This is a genomic window from Mycobacterium sp. (assembly GCF_052144515.1).
Classification (GTDB): Bacteria; Actinomycetota; Actinomycetes; order Mycobacteriales; family Mycobacteriaceae; genus Mycobacterium.
Genome location: NZ_JBKQQD010000421.1, coordinates 1 through 14,199, shown reverse-complemented (window position 1 = coordinate 14,199; position 14,199 = coordinate 1). Strand labels below are relative to the sequence as shown.

Annotated in this window: 15 protein-coding genes, 2 tRNA genes and 1 pseudogene; 7 read left to right on the top strand and 11 right to left on the bottom strand. The window is 65.1% G+C overall.

Going from position 1 to position 14,199, the window contains the following annotated elements:
- The 4 genes from ACLP9N_RS28330 to ACLP9N_RS28315 all read right to left on the bottom strand — a co-directional run.
- The coding region (locus ACLP9N_RS28330) for an ATP-dependent Clp protease proteolytic subunit (protein ID WP_442410474.1) at positions 1 to 241 on the bottom strand (241 nt) is incomplete at its 3' end.
- Positions 242 to 246: 5 nt separating this feature from the next.
- Complete coding sequence (gene clpP1, locus ACLP9N_RS28325) at positions 247 to 840, bottom strand: ATP-dependent CLP protease proteolytic subunit ClpP1 (protein WP_442410473.1); 594 nt, start codon at positions 838 to 840, stop codon at positions 247 to 249.
- Positions 841 to 956: 116 nt separating this feature from the next.
- On the bottom strand, positions 957 to 2,408 hold the full coding sequence (tig, locus tag ACLP9N_RS28320; RefSeq protein WP_442410471.1) for a trigger factor: 1,452 nt from the start codon (positions 2,406 to 2,408) through the stop codon (positions 957 to 959).
- A 58-nt stretch (positions 2,409 to 2,466) separates the two neighbouring features.
- Positions 2,467 to 2,543, bottom strand: a tRNA-Pro gene (locus ACLP9N_RS28315).
- 132 nt (positions 2,544 to 2,675) lie between these two features.
- On the opposite strand from ACLP9N_RS28315, the gene ACLP9N_RS28310 reads away from it, so the two are divergent.
- Positions 2,676 to 2,746: transfer RNA gene (locus ACLP9N_RS28310), tRNA-Gly, on the top strand.
- 45 nt (positions 2,747 to 2,791) lie between these two features.
- Positions 2,792 to 4,000 (top strand): serine hydrolase domain-containing protein, encoded by a 1,209-nt coding sequence (locus ACLP9N_RS28305; protein WP_442410470.1) that lies wholly within the window; start codon positions 2,792 to 2,794, stop codon positions 3,998 to 4,000.
- A gap of 40 nt (positions 4,001 to 4,040) precedes the next feature.
- Here the strand turns inward: ACLP9N_RS28305 and ACLP9N_RS28300 are convergent, their stop codons facing one another.
- From ACLP9N_RS28300 to ACLP9N_RS28285, 4 genes are all read right to left on the bottom strand, one after another.
- Positions 4,041 to 4,262, bottom strand: a complete 222-nt coding sequence (locus ACLP9N_RS28300; protein WP_442410469.1) for a hypothetical protein — start codon at positions 4,260 to 4,262, stop codon at positions 4,041 to 4,043.
- Positions 4,263 to 4,402: 140 nt separating this feature from the next.
- Positions 4,403 to 5,209: an Fpg/Nei family DNA glycosylase gene (locus ACLP9N_RS28295; RefSeq protein WP_442410468.1), complete on the bottom strand. Its 807-nt coding sequence runs from the start codon at positions 5,207 to 5,209 to the stop codon at positions 4,403 to 4,405.
- 19 nt (positions 5,210 to 5,228) lie between these two features.
- Positions 5,229 to 5,708: a ribose-5-phosphate isomerase gene (locus ACLP9N_RS28290; RefSeq protein ID WP_442410467.1), complete on the bottom strand. Its 480-nt coding sequence runs from the start codon at positions 5,706 to 5,708 to the stop codon at positions 5,229 to 5,231.
- Between the two features lie 41 nt (positions 5,709 to 5,749).
- Positions 5,750 to 6,373: an Rv2466c family mycothiol-dependent reductase gene (locus tag ACLP9N_RS28285; protein ID WP_442410466.1), complete on the bottom strand. Its 624-nt coding sequence runs from the start codon at positions 6,371 to 6,373 to the stop codon at positions 5,750 to 5,752.
- 114 nt (positions 6,374 to 6,487) lie between these two features.
- Here ACLP9N_RS28285 and pepN point away from each other — a divergent pair, with 114 nt between their 5' ends.
- A complete protein-coding gene (pepN, locus tag ACLP9N_RS28280) occupies positions 6,488 to 9,088 on the top strand; it encodes an aminopeptidase N (protein WP_442410465.1) in 2,601 nt (866 codons plus the stop codon).
- A 5-nt stretch (positions 9,089 to 9,093) separates the two neighbouring features.
- Here pepN and ACLP9N_RS28275 read toward each other — a convergent pair whose 3' ends face one another.
- The 3 genes from ACLP9N_RS28275 to ctaJ are packed head-to-tail and all read right to left on the bottom strand — an operon-like array spanning position 9,094 to position 10,553.
- Positions 9,094 to 9,819 (bottom strand): hypothetical protein, encoded by a 726-nt coding sequence (locus ACLP9N_RS28275; protein ID WP_442410464.1) that lies wholly within the window; start codon positions 9,817 to 9,819, stop codon positions 9,094 to 9,096.
- A 43-nt stretch (positions 9,820 to 9,862) separates the two neighbouring features.
- Positions 9,863 to 10,330 (bottom strand): DUF5130 domain-containing protein, encoded by a 468-nt coding sequence (locus tag ACLP9N_RS28270; RefSeq protein WP_442410463.1) that lies wholly within the window; start codon positions 10,328 to 10,330, stop codon positions 9,863 to 9,865.
- Positions 10,317 to 10,553 (bottom strand): aa3-type cytochrome oxidase subunit CtaJ, encoded by a 237-nt coding sequence (gene ctaJ / locus ACLP9N_RS28265; RefSeq protein WP_442410472.1) that lies wholly within the window; start codon positions 10,551 to 10,553, stop codon positions 10,317 to 10,319. The genes ACLP9N_RS28270 and ctaJ overlap by 14 nt, the downstream gene beginning before the upstream one ends.
- A gap of 706 nt (positions 10,554 to 11,259) precedes the next feature.
- Between ctaJ and ACLP9N_RS28260 the strand changes: the two genes are divergently transcribed.
- The 4 genes and pseudogenes from ACLP9N_RS28260 to ACLP9N_RS28245 all read left to right on the top strand — a co-directional run.
- Positions 11,260 to 12,318 carry a sulfate ABC transporter substrate-binding protein gene (locus ACLP9N_RS28260; RefSeq protein WP_442410462.1) on the top strand — a complete coding sequence of 353 codons (1,059 nt, stop codon included), beginning with the start codon at positions 11,260 to 11,262 and terminating at the stop codon, positions 12,316 to 12,318.
- A complete protein-coding gene (gene cysT / locus ACLP9N_RS28255; protein WP_442410461.1) occupies positions 12,315 to 13,226 on the top strand; it encodes a sulfate ABC transporter permease subunit CysT in 912 nt (303 codons plus the stop codon). The genes ACLP9N_RS28260 and cysT overlap by 4 nt, the downstream gene beginning before the upstream one ends.
- Positions 13,223 to 14,041, top strand: coding sequence for a sulfate ABC transporter permease subunit CysW (gene cysW / locus ACLP9N_RS28250; protein WP_442410460.1), 819 nt, complete (start codon positions 13,223 to 13,225; stop codon positions 14,039 to 14,041). The genes cysT and cysW overlap by 4 nt, the downstream gene beginning before the upstream one ends.
- Before the next feature lie 15 nt (positions 14,042 to 14,056).
- Positions 14,057 to 14,199 (top strand): annotated as a pseudogene (locus ACLP9N_RS28245) (sulfate/molybdate ABC transporter ATP-binding protein); the annotation flags it as partial.

Below are 14,199 nucleotides of genomic sequence, written 5' to 3'. Positions count from 1 at the left end.
TGAACCCGCCGCCTGGGGAGTTGATGTACATGGTGATGTCACGGTCGGGGTCCAGCGACTCCAGCACCAGCAGCTGCGCCATGATGTCGTTCGCCGGCGCGTCGTCGACCGGCACGCCGAGGAAGATGATGCGTTCCTCGAACAGCTTGTTATAGGGGTTGGACTCCTTGACGCCGAAGCTCGAGTGCTCGATGAACGACGGCAGAATGTAGCGCGCCTGGGGTTGGACCTCGGGGTTCAGGGCATTCACTGTGCTTCTCCATTGGTGATGTGGGCGGCGCGGGTGATGATGTGGTCGACGAAGCCGTATTCCAGGGCTTCGGGGGCGGTGAACCAGCGGTCGCGGTCGGAGTCCGTCTCGATGCGCTCGATCGGCTGGCCGGTGAATTCGGCGTTGAGGCGGAACATCTCCTTCTTGATGACGGCGAACTGCTCGGCCTGGATGGCGATGTCGGCCGCGCTACCGGTCACTCCGCCCAGCGGCTGGTGCATCAGGATGCGAGCGTGCGGCAACGCGTAGCGCTTGCCCTTGGTGCCGGCCGCCAGGAGGAACTCACCCATCGAGGCGGCCATCCCCATCGCATAGGTGGCGATGTCGCACGGCGCCAACACCATGGTGTCGTAGATCGCCATGCCGGCGCTGATCGATCCGCCCGGCGAGTTGATGTAGAGGTTGATGTCCTTCTCGGCGTCTTCGGCGGCAAGCAGCAAGATCTGTGCGCACAGCCGGTTGGCGACTTCGTCGTTCACCTCCGAACCCAGGAAGATGATGCGCTCGGAGAGCAAACGCTCATAGACCGAGTCCGTGAGGTTGAGTCCCTGCGAGTTTGAACGCCGCATGTCAGTCACGACTGGATTACCTGCTTTCTAGAAATCTGTATGCACCGACACTAACCAACCGAGCCGCCTGTTTGCCGGTCGTGGACACCGTGAAATGGGCCCGTTCGCTCACAGCGTCATGTCGCGGGTTGGCCGGAGGCCTCCTGCGCCACGACCTCACCGTCCTCATCGGCCTCGTCGGCCTCATCAATCTCGCCGGCGTCGTCGGCTTTATCAGCCTCGTCGGCGTCAGCCTCGGCGGATTGACCGCGCCTGCCGAAGAACTCGCTGGTGTCGATCGCGTTTCCGTCGGTATCGCTGACCGTCGCCGCCTCGACGACAGCGGCCATGGTGAGCCCGCGCCGCACATCGGCGAACATGGCAGGCAGCTGGTTGTTCTCCTGCAGATAGCTGAACAGCTGCTGCGGCTCGATGCCGTATTGCCGCGACGTCATCAAGAGTCGCTCAGTCAGATCGTCCTGGCCGACCTGGATCTCGAGGTCATCGGCCAGAGCATCCAGCACCAGCTGCCTCTTGACGTCCTTCTCTGCGGCGCTGCGCGTCTCGGCCTCGAACTCCTCGCGCGACGACCCTCGCGCGGTGAGCACCTCAGCGAGCCTGGCTTCGTCGTGGTCGAGGCCGTGTAAGGCGTTGTGTATAGCGCCGTCGTACTGGGCCTGCACGATCGCTTCCGGCAGCGGGACCTCGACCTGCTCGAGCAAAGCATCCATCGTGACGTTTTGAATCTGCTCCGCTTGCCGAGCGCGCTTGACCATGCGCACCCGGTCGCTGAGGCTGGCCCGCAGCTCGTCAATGGTGTCAAACTCGCTGGCCAGTTGCGCGAACTCGTCGTCGGCCTCGGGCAGTTCGCGCTCCTTGATCGACCGGACGGTGACGGTGACTTCCGCATCCTGCCCGGCGTGTTCGCCGGTCGCCAGTTGCGCGGTGAAGACCCGGGACTCGTCGATGGACAAACCGACGAGCGCATCGTCGAGGCCTGCGATGAGCCGGCCGGAGCCGACCTCATGGGACATTCCCTCGGCGCTGGCGCCGGGCAGGTCCTCGCCGTCGGCGGTGGCGGACAAATCGATCGTGGCCAGGTCCCCGTCAACCACCGGCCGATCGACGTCCTTCAGGCTGCCGAACCTGGCGCGCAACGACTGCAGTTCGGCCTCGACGTCCTCGTCGGTGACTTCGATCGGATCCACGGAGATGGTCAGCGCGTGCAAATCCGGAAGGGTGATCTCGGGCCGCACGTCGACCTCGGCGGTGAACGCCAGGTCCTGGCCGTACTCCTTCTTGGTCACGTCGATGTCGGGCTGGCCGAGAGGGTGGACCTCCGATTCCGTCACCGCCTGCCCGTAGCGGCTGGGCAGTGCCTCGTTGATGACTTGCTCGACTATCGCCGACCGTCCGATGCGAGCCTCCAGCAATTTCGCGGGCGCCTTCCCGGGACGGAAGCCGGGCACTCGCACCTGTTTGGCCAGCTCCTTGTAGGCCCGCTGGAAGTCGGGCTCGAGCTCGGAGAAGGGCACCTCCACACTGAGGCGCACCCGGGTGGGGCTCAACTGCTCGACACTGGTCTTCACGGGGTGTGCTCCTTGCTGGTCGTCGCTGACGGTCGGTGACCGTGGGGCCGGCGCGTGCTGGTCGGGGTGACAGGATTTGAACCTGCGGCCTTCCGCTCCCAAAGCGGATGCGCTACCAAGCTGCGCTACACCCCGCGCTGACCTCGCGATCCTACGGCCCGACAGCACCGGCTTCGCAGCGACCTCGCACCTCACGGAGCGGTCACATAACAGGCTCAATTAGATTTGATGTGTCCTGCCACGTACAGTCTCGCTCGACTAATACACGCGGGCGTAGCTCAATGGTAGAGCCCTAGTCTTCCAAACTAGCTACGCGGGTTCGATTCCCGTCGCCCGCTCGGGCCTCGCCTCGGGCTTAATATTGTGCTCGACAGAAAGGCGCCATGAGCGACCTTAAAGCCGACCTTAAAACCGACGCTGCCATCCACGGCTCATGCGCGTCGGACTTCGCAGGAGTACGCGACGCGTTCGAGCGCAACTTTGCGGTGAACAACGAAGTCGGCGCGGCCGTCGCGGTGTGGGTCGACGGGAACCTGGTCGTCAACCTGTGGGGCGGCTCGACCGACGCGGCCGGTACCCGGCCCTGGCAGCAGAACACCCTGACCACCGTGCTGTCCGGCACCAAGGGCCTGTCCGCCACCTGCGTCCACCAACTGGCCGACCGCGGTGAGCTGGACCTGCAGGCTCCGGTGGCCCGTTACTGGCCGGAGTTCGGGCAGGCGGGCAAGGAAGACATCACCCTGGCCATGGTGATGAGCCACCGATCCGGCGTAATCGGGCCGCGCACCCGGATGAGCTGGGAAAAAGTCGCCCATTGGGATTTCGTCTGCGAGCAGCTCGCGACCGCGGAACCGTGGTGGCAGCCGGGCACCGCGCAGGGCTATCACATGACCACGTTCGGTTTCATCCTCGGCGAGGTGTTCCGCCGGGTGACTGGTCGCACCATCGGTCAGTACCTGCGCACCGAGATCGCTGAGCCGCTCGGCGCCGACGTCCACATCGGCCTGCCGCCGGCCGAACAACTCCGCTGCGCCGATCGGGTGAACAAGCCGCACGCCCGGGACCTGCTGGCCGACGCACAAGCCCCCGGCTACCCGACCAGCCTGGCCGACCACCCCAAGGCGGGATTGTCCATCTCGATGGGATTCGCCCCCGACGACGAACTGGGCTCCCACGACCTGACTCTCTGGCGCCAGCTCGAGTTCCCCGGCACCAACGGACAGGTGTCGGCGCTAGGGTTGGCGACGTTCTACAACGCGCTCGCCCAAGAGAAACTGCTCAGCCGTGAGCACATGGACCTGGTCCGGGTGTGTCAGGGCGGTTTTGAGACCGACCTGGTGCTGGGCCCCCGGGTCGCCGACCACGGGTGGGGTCTGGGATACATGCTCAACCAGCGGGGGGTCAACGGACCCAACCCGCGCATCTTCGGACACGGTGGTTTGGGCGGCTCATTCGGTTTCGTCGACCTGGAACACCGAATCGGCTACGCGTATGTGGCGAATCGCTTCGACGCCACCAAGGCCAATGCGGACCCTCGCAGCCTCGCCCTCAGTGACGAGGTCTACCGGGTGCTGGGAGTACTGACGAAATAGAACACCCCCGCCGTTCGGAGGGGGTGTTCTGTTGGCTATCTCAGCGGTGGTCCCATCCGCGGTCGCGGTCGTCGTGCCAGCCACCACGGTCGTCATACCTCGGTCCGGGACCCCGCCAGTTGTCGTGGCAATGGCCTCGGTCCCAGTTGTCTCCCCAGCCCGGGTCCCAGAAGTCGCCCGGGCACCATTGCGGGAAGGGTCCGGGCTGGGCTTGGGCGTCGACGGCGGCACCCACACCCGCCACACCTAGGGCAGCGCTCACGGCGAAAACCGTTGCAATTAAACGTGGAATTATTTTCACAATGTTAGCGTGTACCCCGCCGGTCAAGATCTAAACAGAATTAAGTTGCACCCAGATAACGAAATCTGCAGGGTCACAACCTATTTGACATGTGACTAATCTCATGTTTGACAATGAGGACACCAGAACAGATTCCGGCCCTCCAGCACGGTCGTGCTGATTGTTGTCCCACACACTCGGCACGGCTCGCCGGCGCGCCGGTACACATACGTCCTGGGCCGATCGGGCAGATATGACGGCGGACCGTGGTCGTGTTCGGGGCGCACCACGACGATCTTGCCGCCGCGCAAGCCCACTTTCATCAGCGCCACCAGATCGGTCCACGCCGTGTCGAATTCGGTTTCGCTGATCCCCCGGCCGGGCCGGAACGGGTCGATGCGGTGGCGGAACAGCAACTCGCTGCGGTAGACATTGCCCACGCCCGCAATGACGGTCTGATCCATGAGAACGGCCCCAATAGGCCTGCGGGACTTGGCGATCCGGTTCCAGGCCCACGACGGGTCGGCATCGCTGCGCAACGGGTCGGGCCCGAGCCTGGCCACAACATCGCCGACTTGGGCTTCGTCCAGCAGCTCACACACCGTCGGGCCGCGCAGATCGGTGCCGTAATCGGCGCCGATCATCCGCATCCGCACCTGACCCACCGCCTCCGGCAGCAGGCCGTCGCCGGGCCGGGACCATTCGGTGAAGGTGCCGTAGAGGCCGAGATGAACGTGCACGATCGGGCCGTCGGCGTAGTGATGGAACAAGTGCTTGCCCCAGACGCTGGTGCGCCGCAAGACGCGGCCGTCGACCGCGGCCGCGGAAGTGGAGAATCGGCCCTGCGGGCTGGATACCGCGACGGGCGCCCCCGCGAAGCGACGCTGGTGCAGCCGGGCCAGCCGATGCAGCGTATGCCCTTCGGGCACCCCAGTGGCTCCCGGGGTCTCAGGCCGGCGCGCCGGGCACCGGCGGCGCGTCGTGGGTGCGTTCGTACTCGGCGAGAATGTCGATACGCCGTTGGTGGCGTTCGGCTTTCGAGAACGGCGTGTTGACGAAGGCATCGACGAAGGTCAGCGCCTCGGCGATGGTGTGCATGCGGCCACCGATCCCGATCAACTGCGCGTTGTTGTGTTCGCGGGCCAGCGTCGCGGTCTCCACGCTCCAGGCCAGCGCGCAGCGCGCCCCGGGCACCTTGTTGGCTGCGATCTGCTCGCCGTTGCCCGATCCGCCCAGCACAATGCCGAGGCTGTCCGGGTCGGCCACCGTGCGAGTAGCGGCCGCGATGCAGAACGCCGGGTAGTCGTCCTCGGGGTCGTAGCTGAATGCGCCGCAGTCGATCGGCTCGTGTCCGGACTTCGTCAGGTGCTCGATGATTTGCTGCTTGAGCTCGTATCCCGCGTGGTCAGAACCCAGGTAGACGCGCATGCCCGACATCCTTACCCACCGGGGTCAGCGACGCAACGCGTTCAGTCGAACTCGGGTCGCTCCGTGCGAGTCCGCTTGAGCTCGAAGAAGTGTGGATAGGCCGCGAACGTCACGGAGGCGTCCCAGAGCTTCCCGGCTTCTTCGCCGCGCGGGATCTTCGACAGCACCGGCCCGAAGAACGCCACACCGTTGACGTGGATGGTCGGGGTGCCAACATCCTCGCCGACCGCGTCCATCCCCGCGTGGTGGCTCTTGCGCAGGGCGTCGTCGTAGGCCTCGCTGGTGGCGGCATCGGCCAGCTCCGCCGGCAGTCCCGCCTCGTCCAGCGATAGCTTGATGACCTCTTCGAGCTCTTTGTTGCCCTTGTTGTGGATCTGGGTGCCCATCGCGGTGTAAAGCGGCGCCAACACGCTGGCGCCGCGGGCCCGCTCGGCAGCGATAGCCACCCGCACGGGTCCCCAAGCCTTCTTCATGTTCTCGCGGTAGTTCTCGGCCAGGTCTTCGCGGTTTTCGTTGAGTATCGCGAGGCTCATCACGTGGAAGTTCACGTCGATGTCGCGGACCTTCTCGACTTCAAGGATCCAGCGTGACGTGATCCAGGCCCACGGGCACAGCGGATCGAACCAGAAATCGGCGACAGACTTCTCAGGAGCCTTCTCGGGCATTGCGCAGTCCTCTCAAAGTCAGAAACGGTCAAAACACCGCCAAAACACAACCGTAGTCGCCGCGCGCCTGTTCCCATTCTGCAGGGCCAGCCCACCACGCTCTAAGTTGGACGGGTGGCTCTTCCTAACCTCACCCGGGACCAGGCTGTCGAACGCGCCGCCCTGATCGCCGTCGATAGCTACCAGATCAACCTCGATGTCACCGACGGTAACGGTGCTCCCGGCGAGCGAACTTTCCGCTCCACCACCACCGTCGAGTTCGACGCCCTGGCCGGCGGCGACACGGTCATCGACATCTCCGCCGAAAAGGTGCGCAGTGCCAGCCTCAACGGCCGCGAACTCGACGTCTCCGGATATGACGAATCGATCGGGATCCCGCTGCGGGGACTGGCCAACCGCAACGTGGTCGTCGTCGACGCCGACTGCCGCTACTCCAACACCGGCGAGGGCCTGCATCGCTTCGTCGACCCGGTGGACGATGAAACCTACCTGTACTCGCAATTCGAAACCGCCGACGCGAAGCGGATGTTCGCCTGTTTCGACCAGCCCGACCTGAAGGCCACGTTCGACATCCGGGTGACCGCGCCCAAGCACTGGAGGGTGGTGTCCAACGGCGCGTGCACGACCGTCACGGAGAACGGCGCGAGCGCAGCGCATACCTTCGCTACCACCCCGCGGATGAGCACCTATCTGGTGGCCCTGGTCGCCGGGCCGTACGCCGTCTGGGAAGACGTCTACACCGACGAACACGGCGACATCCCGTTGGGCATCTACTGCCGGGCCTCGCTGGCGCAACACATGGACGCCGAACGGTTGTTCACGCAGACTAAGCAAGGATTTGGCTTCTACCACAAGCACTTCGGGTTGCCGTACGCGTTCGGCAAGTACGACCAGCTGTTCGTCCCCGAGTTCAACGCCGGCGCAATGGAAAACGCGGGCGCGGTGACGTTCCTCGAGGATTACGTCTTCCGCAGCAAGGTCACCCGGGCCTCCTACGAGCGGCGCGCCGAGACGGTGCTGCACGAGATGGCGCACATGTGGTTCGGCGACCTGGTCACCATGACCTGGTGGGACGACCTGTGGCTCAACGAGTCCTTCGCCACCTTCGCATCGGTGCTATGCCAAAGCGAAGCAACAGAATTCAAAGAGGCGTGGACCACGTTCGCGACTGTCGAGAAGTCGTGGGCGTACCGCCAGGACCAGTTGCCGTCGACGCACCCGATCGCCGCCGAAATCCCCGATCTGGCCGCCGTCGAGGTGAACTTCGACGGCATCACCTACGCGAAGGGCGCTTCGGTACTCAAGCAACTCGTCGCCTACGTCGGGCTGGAGCACTTCCTTGCCGGGCTGCGCGATTACTTCCGCACCCACGCGTTCGGCAATGCCACCTTCGACGATCTGCTTTCCGCACTGGTGAAAGCGTCCGGCCGCGATTTGTCGAATTGGGGTCAGCAGTGGTTGAAAACCACTGGACTGAACACGCTGCGGCCGGATTTCGACGTCGACACCGACGACAAGTTCACCCGGTTCGCGGTGACGCAGAGCGGCGCGGCGCCCGGCGCGGGCGAGACCAGGGTGCACCGGGTGGCCGTCGGCATCTACGACGACGATGGATCCGGCAAGCTAGTGCGGGTGCACCGGGAGGAACTGGACATCGACGGCCCGGAAACGGAAGTCCCTGCGCTGGTTGGTGTTTCCCGCGGCAAACTGATTCTGGTCAACGACGACGACCTAACCTACTGCTCATTGCGGCTGGACGCCGAGTCACTGCGGACCGCGTTGGAGCGGATCGCCGATATCGCCGAGCCGCTGCCGCGCACTCTGGTGTGGTCTGCGGCGTGGGAGATGACCCGCGAGGCCGAACTGCGAGCCCGCGACTTCGTGGCACTGGTCTCGGGCGGGATACATGCCGAAACCGAGGTCGGGGTGGGTCAGCGGCTGCTGCTGCAGGCACAGACGGCACTGGGCTCCTATGCCGAGCCGGGCTGGGCCCGCGAGCACGGCTGGCCGCAGTACGCCGACCAGTTGCTGGAATTGGCGCGTGCCGCTGCGCCCGCGTCGGACCATCAACTGGCCTTCGTCAACACGCTGTGCTCGTCCGTCCTGTCTCCCCGGCATGTCGAGACGCTGGCGGCCTTGCTCGATGGTGACCCGGCCGCACTTGGCTTGGCGGGCGTGAATGTGGATACGGACCTGCGCTGGCGCATCGTGAGTGCACTCGCGGCTGCCGGGGCCATTGACGCCGACGGGCCGGCGACACCGAGGATCGACGCTGAGGCGCAACGTGACGCGACCGCTGCCGGCAAACGGCACAGCGCCCAGGCCGCAGCTGCCCGGCCGCAATTCGACGTCAAGGAGAAGGCGTTCACCACGGTGGTCGAAGACGACACCCTGGCCAACATCACGGCTCGCGCGATCATCACGGGCATCGCCGCACCCGGACAAGGTGAGCTGCTCAAGCCGTTCACCGCGCGCTACTTCGAGGCGATCCCCGGGGTGTGGGCGCGCCGCTCCAGCGAGGTCGCGCAGACCGTGGTGATCGGCCTGTATCCCTACTGGGACATCAGTGACGCCGCCATCGCCGCTGCCGACGAGTTTCTGACCGCCCCGGAGTCCGAGGTGCCGCCGGCGTTACGCCGCCTGGTGCTGGAGGGTCAGGCCGCGGTCAAACGGGCGTTGCGGGCGCGTCGTTTCGACGCCGGCGAGGCGAACTGAGCGGACTACCGGTAGCCACCGTCGGACAGACCCGCGTCGTCTTCCAGCCTGTTCGTCTTGCCGAAGGCCTTCTCGCGGACCAGTTCCCAGCCGTAGTCCCTGAGCATGCGTAGGTAACCCTTCGCGGCCCATTGCGCGGAGTGCCGCTCCTCGTGGTGGAGCACGCGGTCCAGGTTGAGGCTGCTCTGCACGGGCGCACCCCGGCGGTCGGTGTACCAGGCGCGCCCGGAGCGCACGATTTGGCGGAGCTGCTCGCAGGGGTCGCTGCAGCGATCGATGTTCACCATGAAGATGTCGCCCCAAGCGGTTCCGCCCTGCTGGCTGAACAGGCCCTGAATCCGGTTGCCGCCCAGGCCCATCAGCATGCCGTTGGGTGTGGAGACGAGGCGCCCTCCATTGCGGTGGACGAACCTGACGTCGCGGTCATAGCTCCAGCTGTTGCCGCGCTGCCGGTCGATGATCCGCTGGACCTCGGCGGCCGAATACGGCGTCTCCGGGAAGTCGTTGGTGACTCCGGGCTGCTCGCCCGCCTCCGCGTAGCCGGTGCCCGCATTGAAGATGTAGGTCATCAGCGCCGCTTTGCGCGCGTCGCTGCCGCCGGCGCGTCGCGGGATGAGGAAAAAGGACTTGCCGTCGGGATCAGTGATCTCCTCCATCTTGTGGAGGATGTCGAAACTGTCGGGCGTGATGCCGTGCCGGCGGGTGATCTCGCCGATGACGTCCGCCGGCACGCCCCTATGCGCGGCTTTTTCCAACCACTCCTGGTGGCGCAATCTAAGCCGGGGAGATCCCCGCACTGAGCACGCGGATCGCGCTGACCAGCCCGTCGACCAGGTCGCCCTGCTCGAACGCCGACGAAGCCGCAGCGACCCCAAGCGGTGCAGCCGACTCGGCGCCGCGACCCCGGACGGCGGTGCCGTAGGCCACCTCGATGGCGCACTGGTCCGGCGAGACGGCGAGCAACACCGCGTCGTCCGGCGTCGGCACCTTGGCCAGAATCTCGCGAGCCCGTGCGGCGGTGTCGCTACCCAAGTCGCCGATGTAGATGGCGAAGCGCGCCCTGGATGCCCGCGAGCCGTAGGTCAGCGCGTCGTCGAGGGCGACGAGGTCATTGATCGAAAACGGGTAGTGCACGGAAAGCTCGCCGGGCTCGCTGACCCCGGAGACGCGTCCGCTGGTGGTGACCACCGAGCCCCTGGGGAGGTCGGCGGGCTCGATCGTCGCAACATCACCACGTGCCACTGGCGCCACCTCCGACTGTGAATTCCGATGTGTCATGCCCGCCATGTCCGCCGTGCGCGCTGCCGACAGCCTCGTCAGCGGCGGCCCACAGGATCGGTGGATGCGTCCAGGGCTCCGACAACTTATAGCTCTCGGGGTGGAGTCCCTTGCGCGACCAGATCAACGTCGCCAGCACGGCCACCAGCAACAAGGGGATCCCCACAACCAACAGGTGGATCTGCATAGCGTTCACGACGCAAACCGTATCCCACCGCGCGAGCTACCGGCGCACCTAGGGCGCGAGAAATTCGGGCGGGGTGATGAACGCCAACATCGCCACTGCCGACGGCTACGGCAATACGATCCGCGACTCGGGGTGTGCAACGGCGCTTGACCGGGTTTCACCCGCTTGCCAGGAGCCGGGTAATCCGGCTTAGGCGTGGAGCGTTTTTCCATCACCATGACTTTTACATAGGCGCCAAGAGTCGGCCGGTCACGATGCCTGCCGATCTGCGCCCCGAGGAAACGGATGTTTTGTCGAATGCGCAAGGCCTCCTCCATGCGGCAAGCGGATCCTCACCGCGGTAGACGGCATCGACCTGTGGTTTTCGGGACCGACGTCGTGCTACGCGCGTGGTGATCATGCCCTGATGATGCCCACTGTGCGTGCCTGCCTGCGTCGGCTCGGCGGCCCGGGGCGCCCGGGTAAGGCCCGTGATGGCGGTGACGTCGCGCGGTTGCTGACGCGCCGTTGCGGATGCCCGCTGTTAAGCTTCGCGCCATGCGTATGGCGTTTGCTGGCTCGGAGTGCCATGCCTTCGTGCGCTGTTGTCGCTGACGCTTAAAACCCGTCTGCGGTCTGGTCCGGAATTGGTGAATTTCCCGACGTCAAGAGCCTTTCCGCAGTAACGGGGCCGAAGCCCATAAGTCCCGTACTGGAAGGTCACGCAATGCTTAACCACACCGGGGGTGCGTTGCACAGGCGCCGCGTCCGGTATGCCGCGATGCTCGCCCTGATCGCGGGAGTCTTCGTGGAAGTAACTGCCGCGTGTGGGGGCGGGGCCAGTGATGCCGTGGGCGGCGGCGGGCTGACCAACGCGAACACGAAGATAACCCTGGTCGCCTATTCGGTCCCAGAACCCGGCTGGAGCAAGGTGATTCCGGCGTTCAACGCCTCCGCGGAGGGCAAGGGTGTGCAGGTGGTGACCTCATACGCCGCCTCCGCCGACCAGTCACGCGGCGTTGTCGAAGGAAAGCCGGCCGATGTTGTGAACTTCTCGGTCGAGCCGGACATCACGCGATTGGTCAAGGCCGGCAAGGTGTCCCCGGACTGGGACAAGGACGCCACCAAGGGCATCCCGTTCGGATCCGTTGTGTCATTGGTGGTGCGCAAGGGCAATCCGAAGAACATCAGGGATTGGGATGATCTGCTGAAGCCCGACGTCGAGGTCGTCACACCCAGCCCGCTGAGCTCGGGCTCGGCCAAGTGGAATCTGCTCGCCCCGTACGCCGCCAAGAGCGAGGGTGGCCGAAACGTCAACGCGGGCATCGATTTCATCAGCAAACTCGTTCACGAACACGTCAAATTGCGCCCCAGTTCAGGTCGCCTCGCCACTGATGTCTTCATCGAAGGCAGCGGCGACGTGTTGATCAGCTACGAGAACGAGGCCATCGCCGCTGAGCGGCAAGGCAAACTGGTCGAGCACGTTATCCCGCAGCAGACTTTCAAAATCGAGAACCCGGTGGCCGTGGTGACCACCAGCGCGCACCTTGACGTGGCGAACTCGTTCAAGAACTTCCAGTACACCGCCCCGGCCCAAAGGCTTTGGGCCCAGGCCGGTTTCCGGGTGGTCGATCCCGCCGTCGCCAGCGTCTTCCGGGACGAGTACCCGGTGCCGGTGAAGCTGTGGACGATCACCGACCTCGGCGGCTGGCCCACGGTCGACTCGCAGCTGTTCGACAAGGCCACCGGACGCATCACCAAGGTCTACCTGCAGGCCACCGGATGACCCGATCCTTTTTGGGCGAAAGCCCCGGCCCCGAGGCGATTCCGGCGGAGCTTCTCCAACCTGGCAGTGAACTTCCGGACGCGCCGGCAGCGCCGGCAGGGCCGCGCGCGCCCGTACGGGATGCCGGCACGTCGCTTCGGGTCGGCGTGGCATCGCTGTGGCTTTCGGTGATCGTGCTGCTGCCACTGGCAGCGATCGCATGGCAGTCCATTGGTGGGGGCTGGGAGGCCTTCTGGCTGGCGGTCACGTCGCATGCCGCGCTCGAGTCGTTCGAGGTGACCCTGCTCGTTTCCGTCGCGGTCACAATCATCAACCTGGTGTTTGGCCTGGCGACCGCCTGGGTGCTGGTGCGGGACGACTTCGTCGGCAAAGGCCTGATTGACGCGATCATCGATCTGCCCTTCGCTCTACCCACGATCGTCACCAGCCTTGTCATGCTGGCCCTGTACGGCAAGAACAGCCCGATAGGCATTCACTTGCAGCACACCCCCCCGGGGGTTGCGATGGCGCTGACGTTCGTCACGCTGCCGATGGTGGTGCGCGCCATTCAGCCGGTGCTGCTGGAAATCGACCGGGACGTCGAGGAGGCGGCGGCGTCGCTGGGCGCCAGCGGACTCCAGGTCTTCACCACGATCGTGCTGCCGTCGCTGCTGCCCGCGTTGTTATCGGGCGCCGGGCTGGCCTTCTCGCGGTGCATCGGCGAGTTCGGCTCGGTGGTGACGATCGGCGGGCAGGTGCCGGGCAAGACCGAAGTTTCGTCGCAGTGGATCCGCGCCCTGATCGAGAACGACGACCGCACCGGCGCTGCCGCGATATCCATTGTGCTGCTGTCTATTTCGTTCACGGTTCTGGTGCTCTTGCGGATCGTGGGTGGGCGCAGAGCCAAACGGGAGGAGAAGGCAGGATGACGCCGTCGACCTGGGTTCGTTTCCTGACCCGATACACGGTGTTGGCCTATATAGGCATCATGCTGGTCGTTCCGGTGTCCCTGATCCTGTGGCGGACGTTCCGACCCGGTTTTCACCAGTTCTATGCCTGGGTCACTACTCCGGCGGCGATATCGGCGCTGCACCTTTCGCTGCTGGTGGTGGCCATCGTGGTGCCGCTGAACGTCAGCTTTGGTGTCCTGATGTCGATACTGCTGGCGCGCAACCGATTTCGTGGTAGGGCCCTGCTGCAGGCGGTCATCGACCTGCCGTTCGCGGTCTCGCCCATCATCGTGGGTGTAGCGCTGATCCTGTTGTGGGGATCGGCCGGCGCGCTGGGCTTCATCGAAAACAACCTCGGGTTCAGGATCATCTTCGGCGTGCCGGGCATCGTGCTGGCCAGCATCTTCGTCACCCTGCCGTTCGTGGTGCGCGAGGTCCAGCCGGTGCTCGTCGAGGTGGGGACCGAGCAGGAACAGGCGGCGGCGACCCTGGGATCGGGAACGTGGCAGACGTTTTGGCGGATCACGCTGCCATCCATTCGGTGGGGCCTGACCTACGGCCTAGTGCTCACCACCGCGCGTACTCTCGGCGAATTCGGCGCGGTCATCATGGTGTCGTCCAACCTACCGGGAGAATCGCAAACACTCACACTGCTGGTCAACGACCGTTACAACCGCGGGGCCGAATACGGCGCCTACGCGCTGTCGACGCTGCTGATGGGTGTCGCCGTCGCGTTCCTGATCGTCAAGACGATTCTGCTCATTCGCCGGAAACGCGCGAAAGCACAGGCTTGACAAGGAGACTTGAACATGACCGACGCTGGGACTGACCACGCGATTGTGGTGCGTGACGCCTTCAAGCGTTATGGGGATTTCGTCGCGCTGGATCATGTGGATTTCGTGGTGCCCGCCGGTTCGCTGACGGCGTTGCTGGGGCCCAGTGGGTCGGGCAA

Coding starts and splice junctions, on each gene's coding strand:
- ACLP9N_RS28290 (WP_442410467.1), bottom strand. CDS start 5,708: ATGCGCGTCTACCTGGGTTCTGACCACGCGGGATACGAGCTCAAGCAG.
- ACLP9N_RS28260 (WP_442410462.1), top strand. CDS start 11,260: ATGCTTAACCACACCGGGGGTGCGTTGCACAGGCGCCGCGTCCGGTAT.
- ACLP9N_RS28305 (WP_442410470.1), top strand. CDS start 2,792: ATGAGCGACCTTAAAGCCGACCTTAAAACCGACGCTGCCATCCACGGC.
- ACLP9N_RS28285 (WP_442410466.1), bottom strand. CDS start 6,373: ATGCCCGAGAAGGCTCCTGAGAAGTCTGTCGCCGATTTCTGGTTCGAT.
- clpP1 (WP_442410473.1), bottom strand. CDS start 840: ATGCGGCGTTCAAACTCGCAGGGACTCAACCTCACGGACTCGGTCTAT.
- cysT (WP_442410461.1), top strand. CDS start 12,315: ATGACCCGATCCTTTTTGGGCGAAAGCCCCGGCCCCGAGGCGATTCCG.
- cysW (WP_442410460.1), top strand. CDS start 13,223: ATGACGCCGTCGACCTGGGTTCGTTTCCTGACCCGATACACGGTGTTG.
- ctaJ (WP_442410472.1), bottom strand. CDS start 10,553: ATGCAGATCCACCTGTTGGTTGTGGGGATCCCCTTGTTGCTGGTGGCC.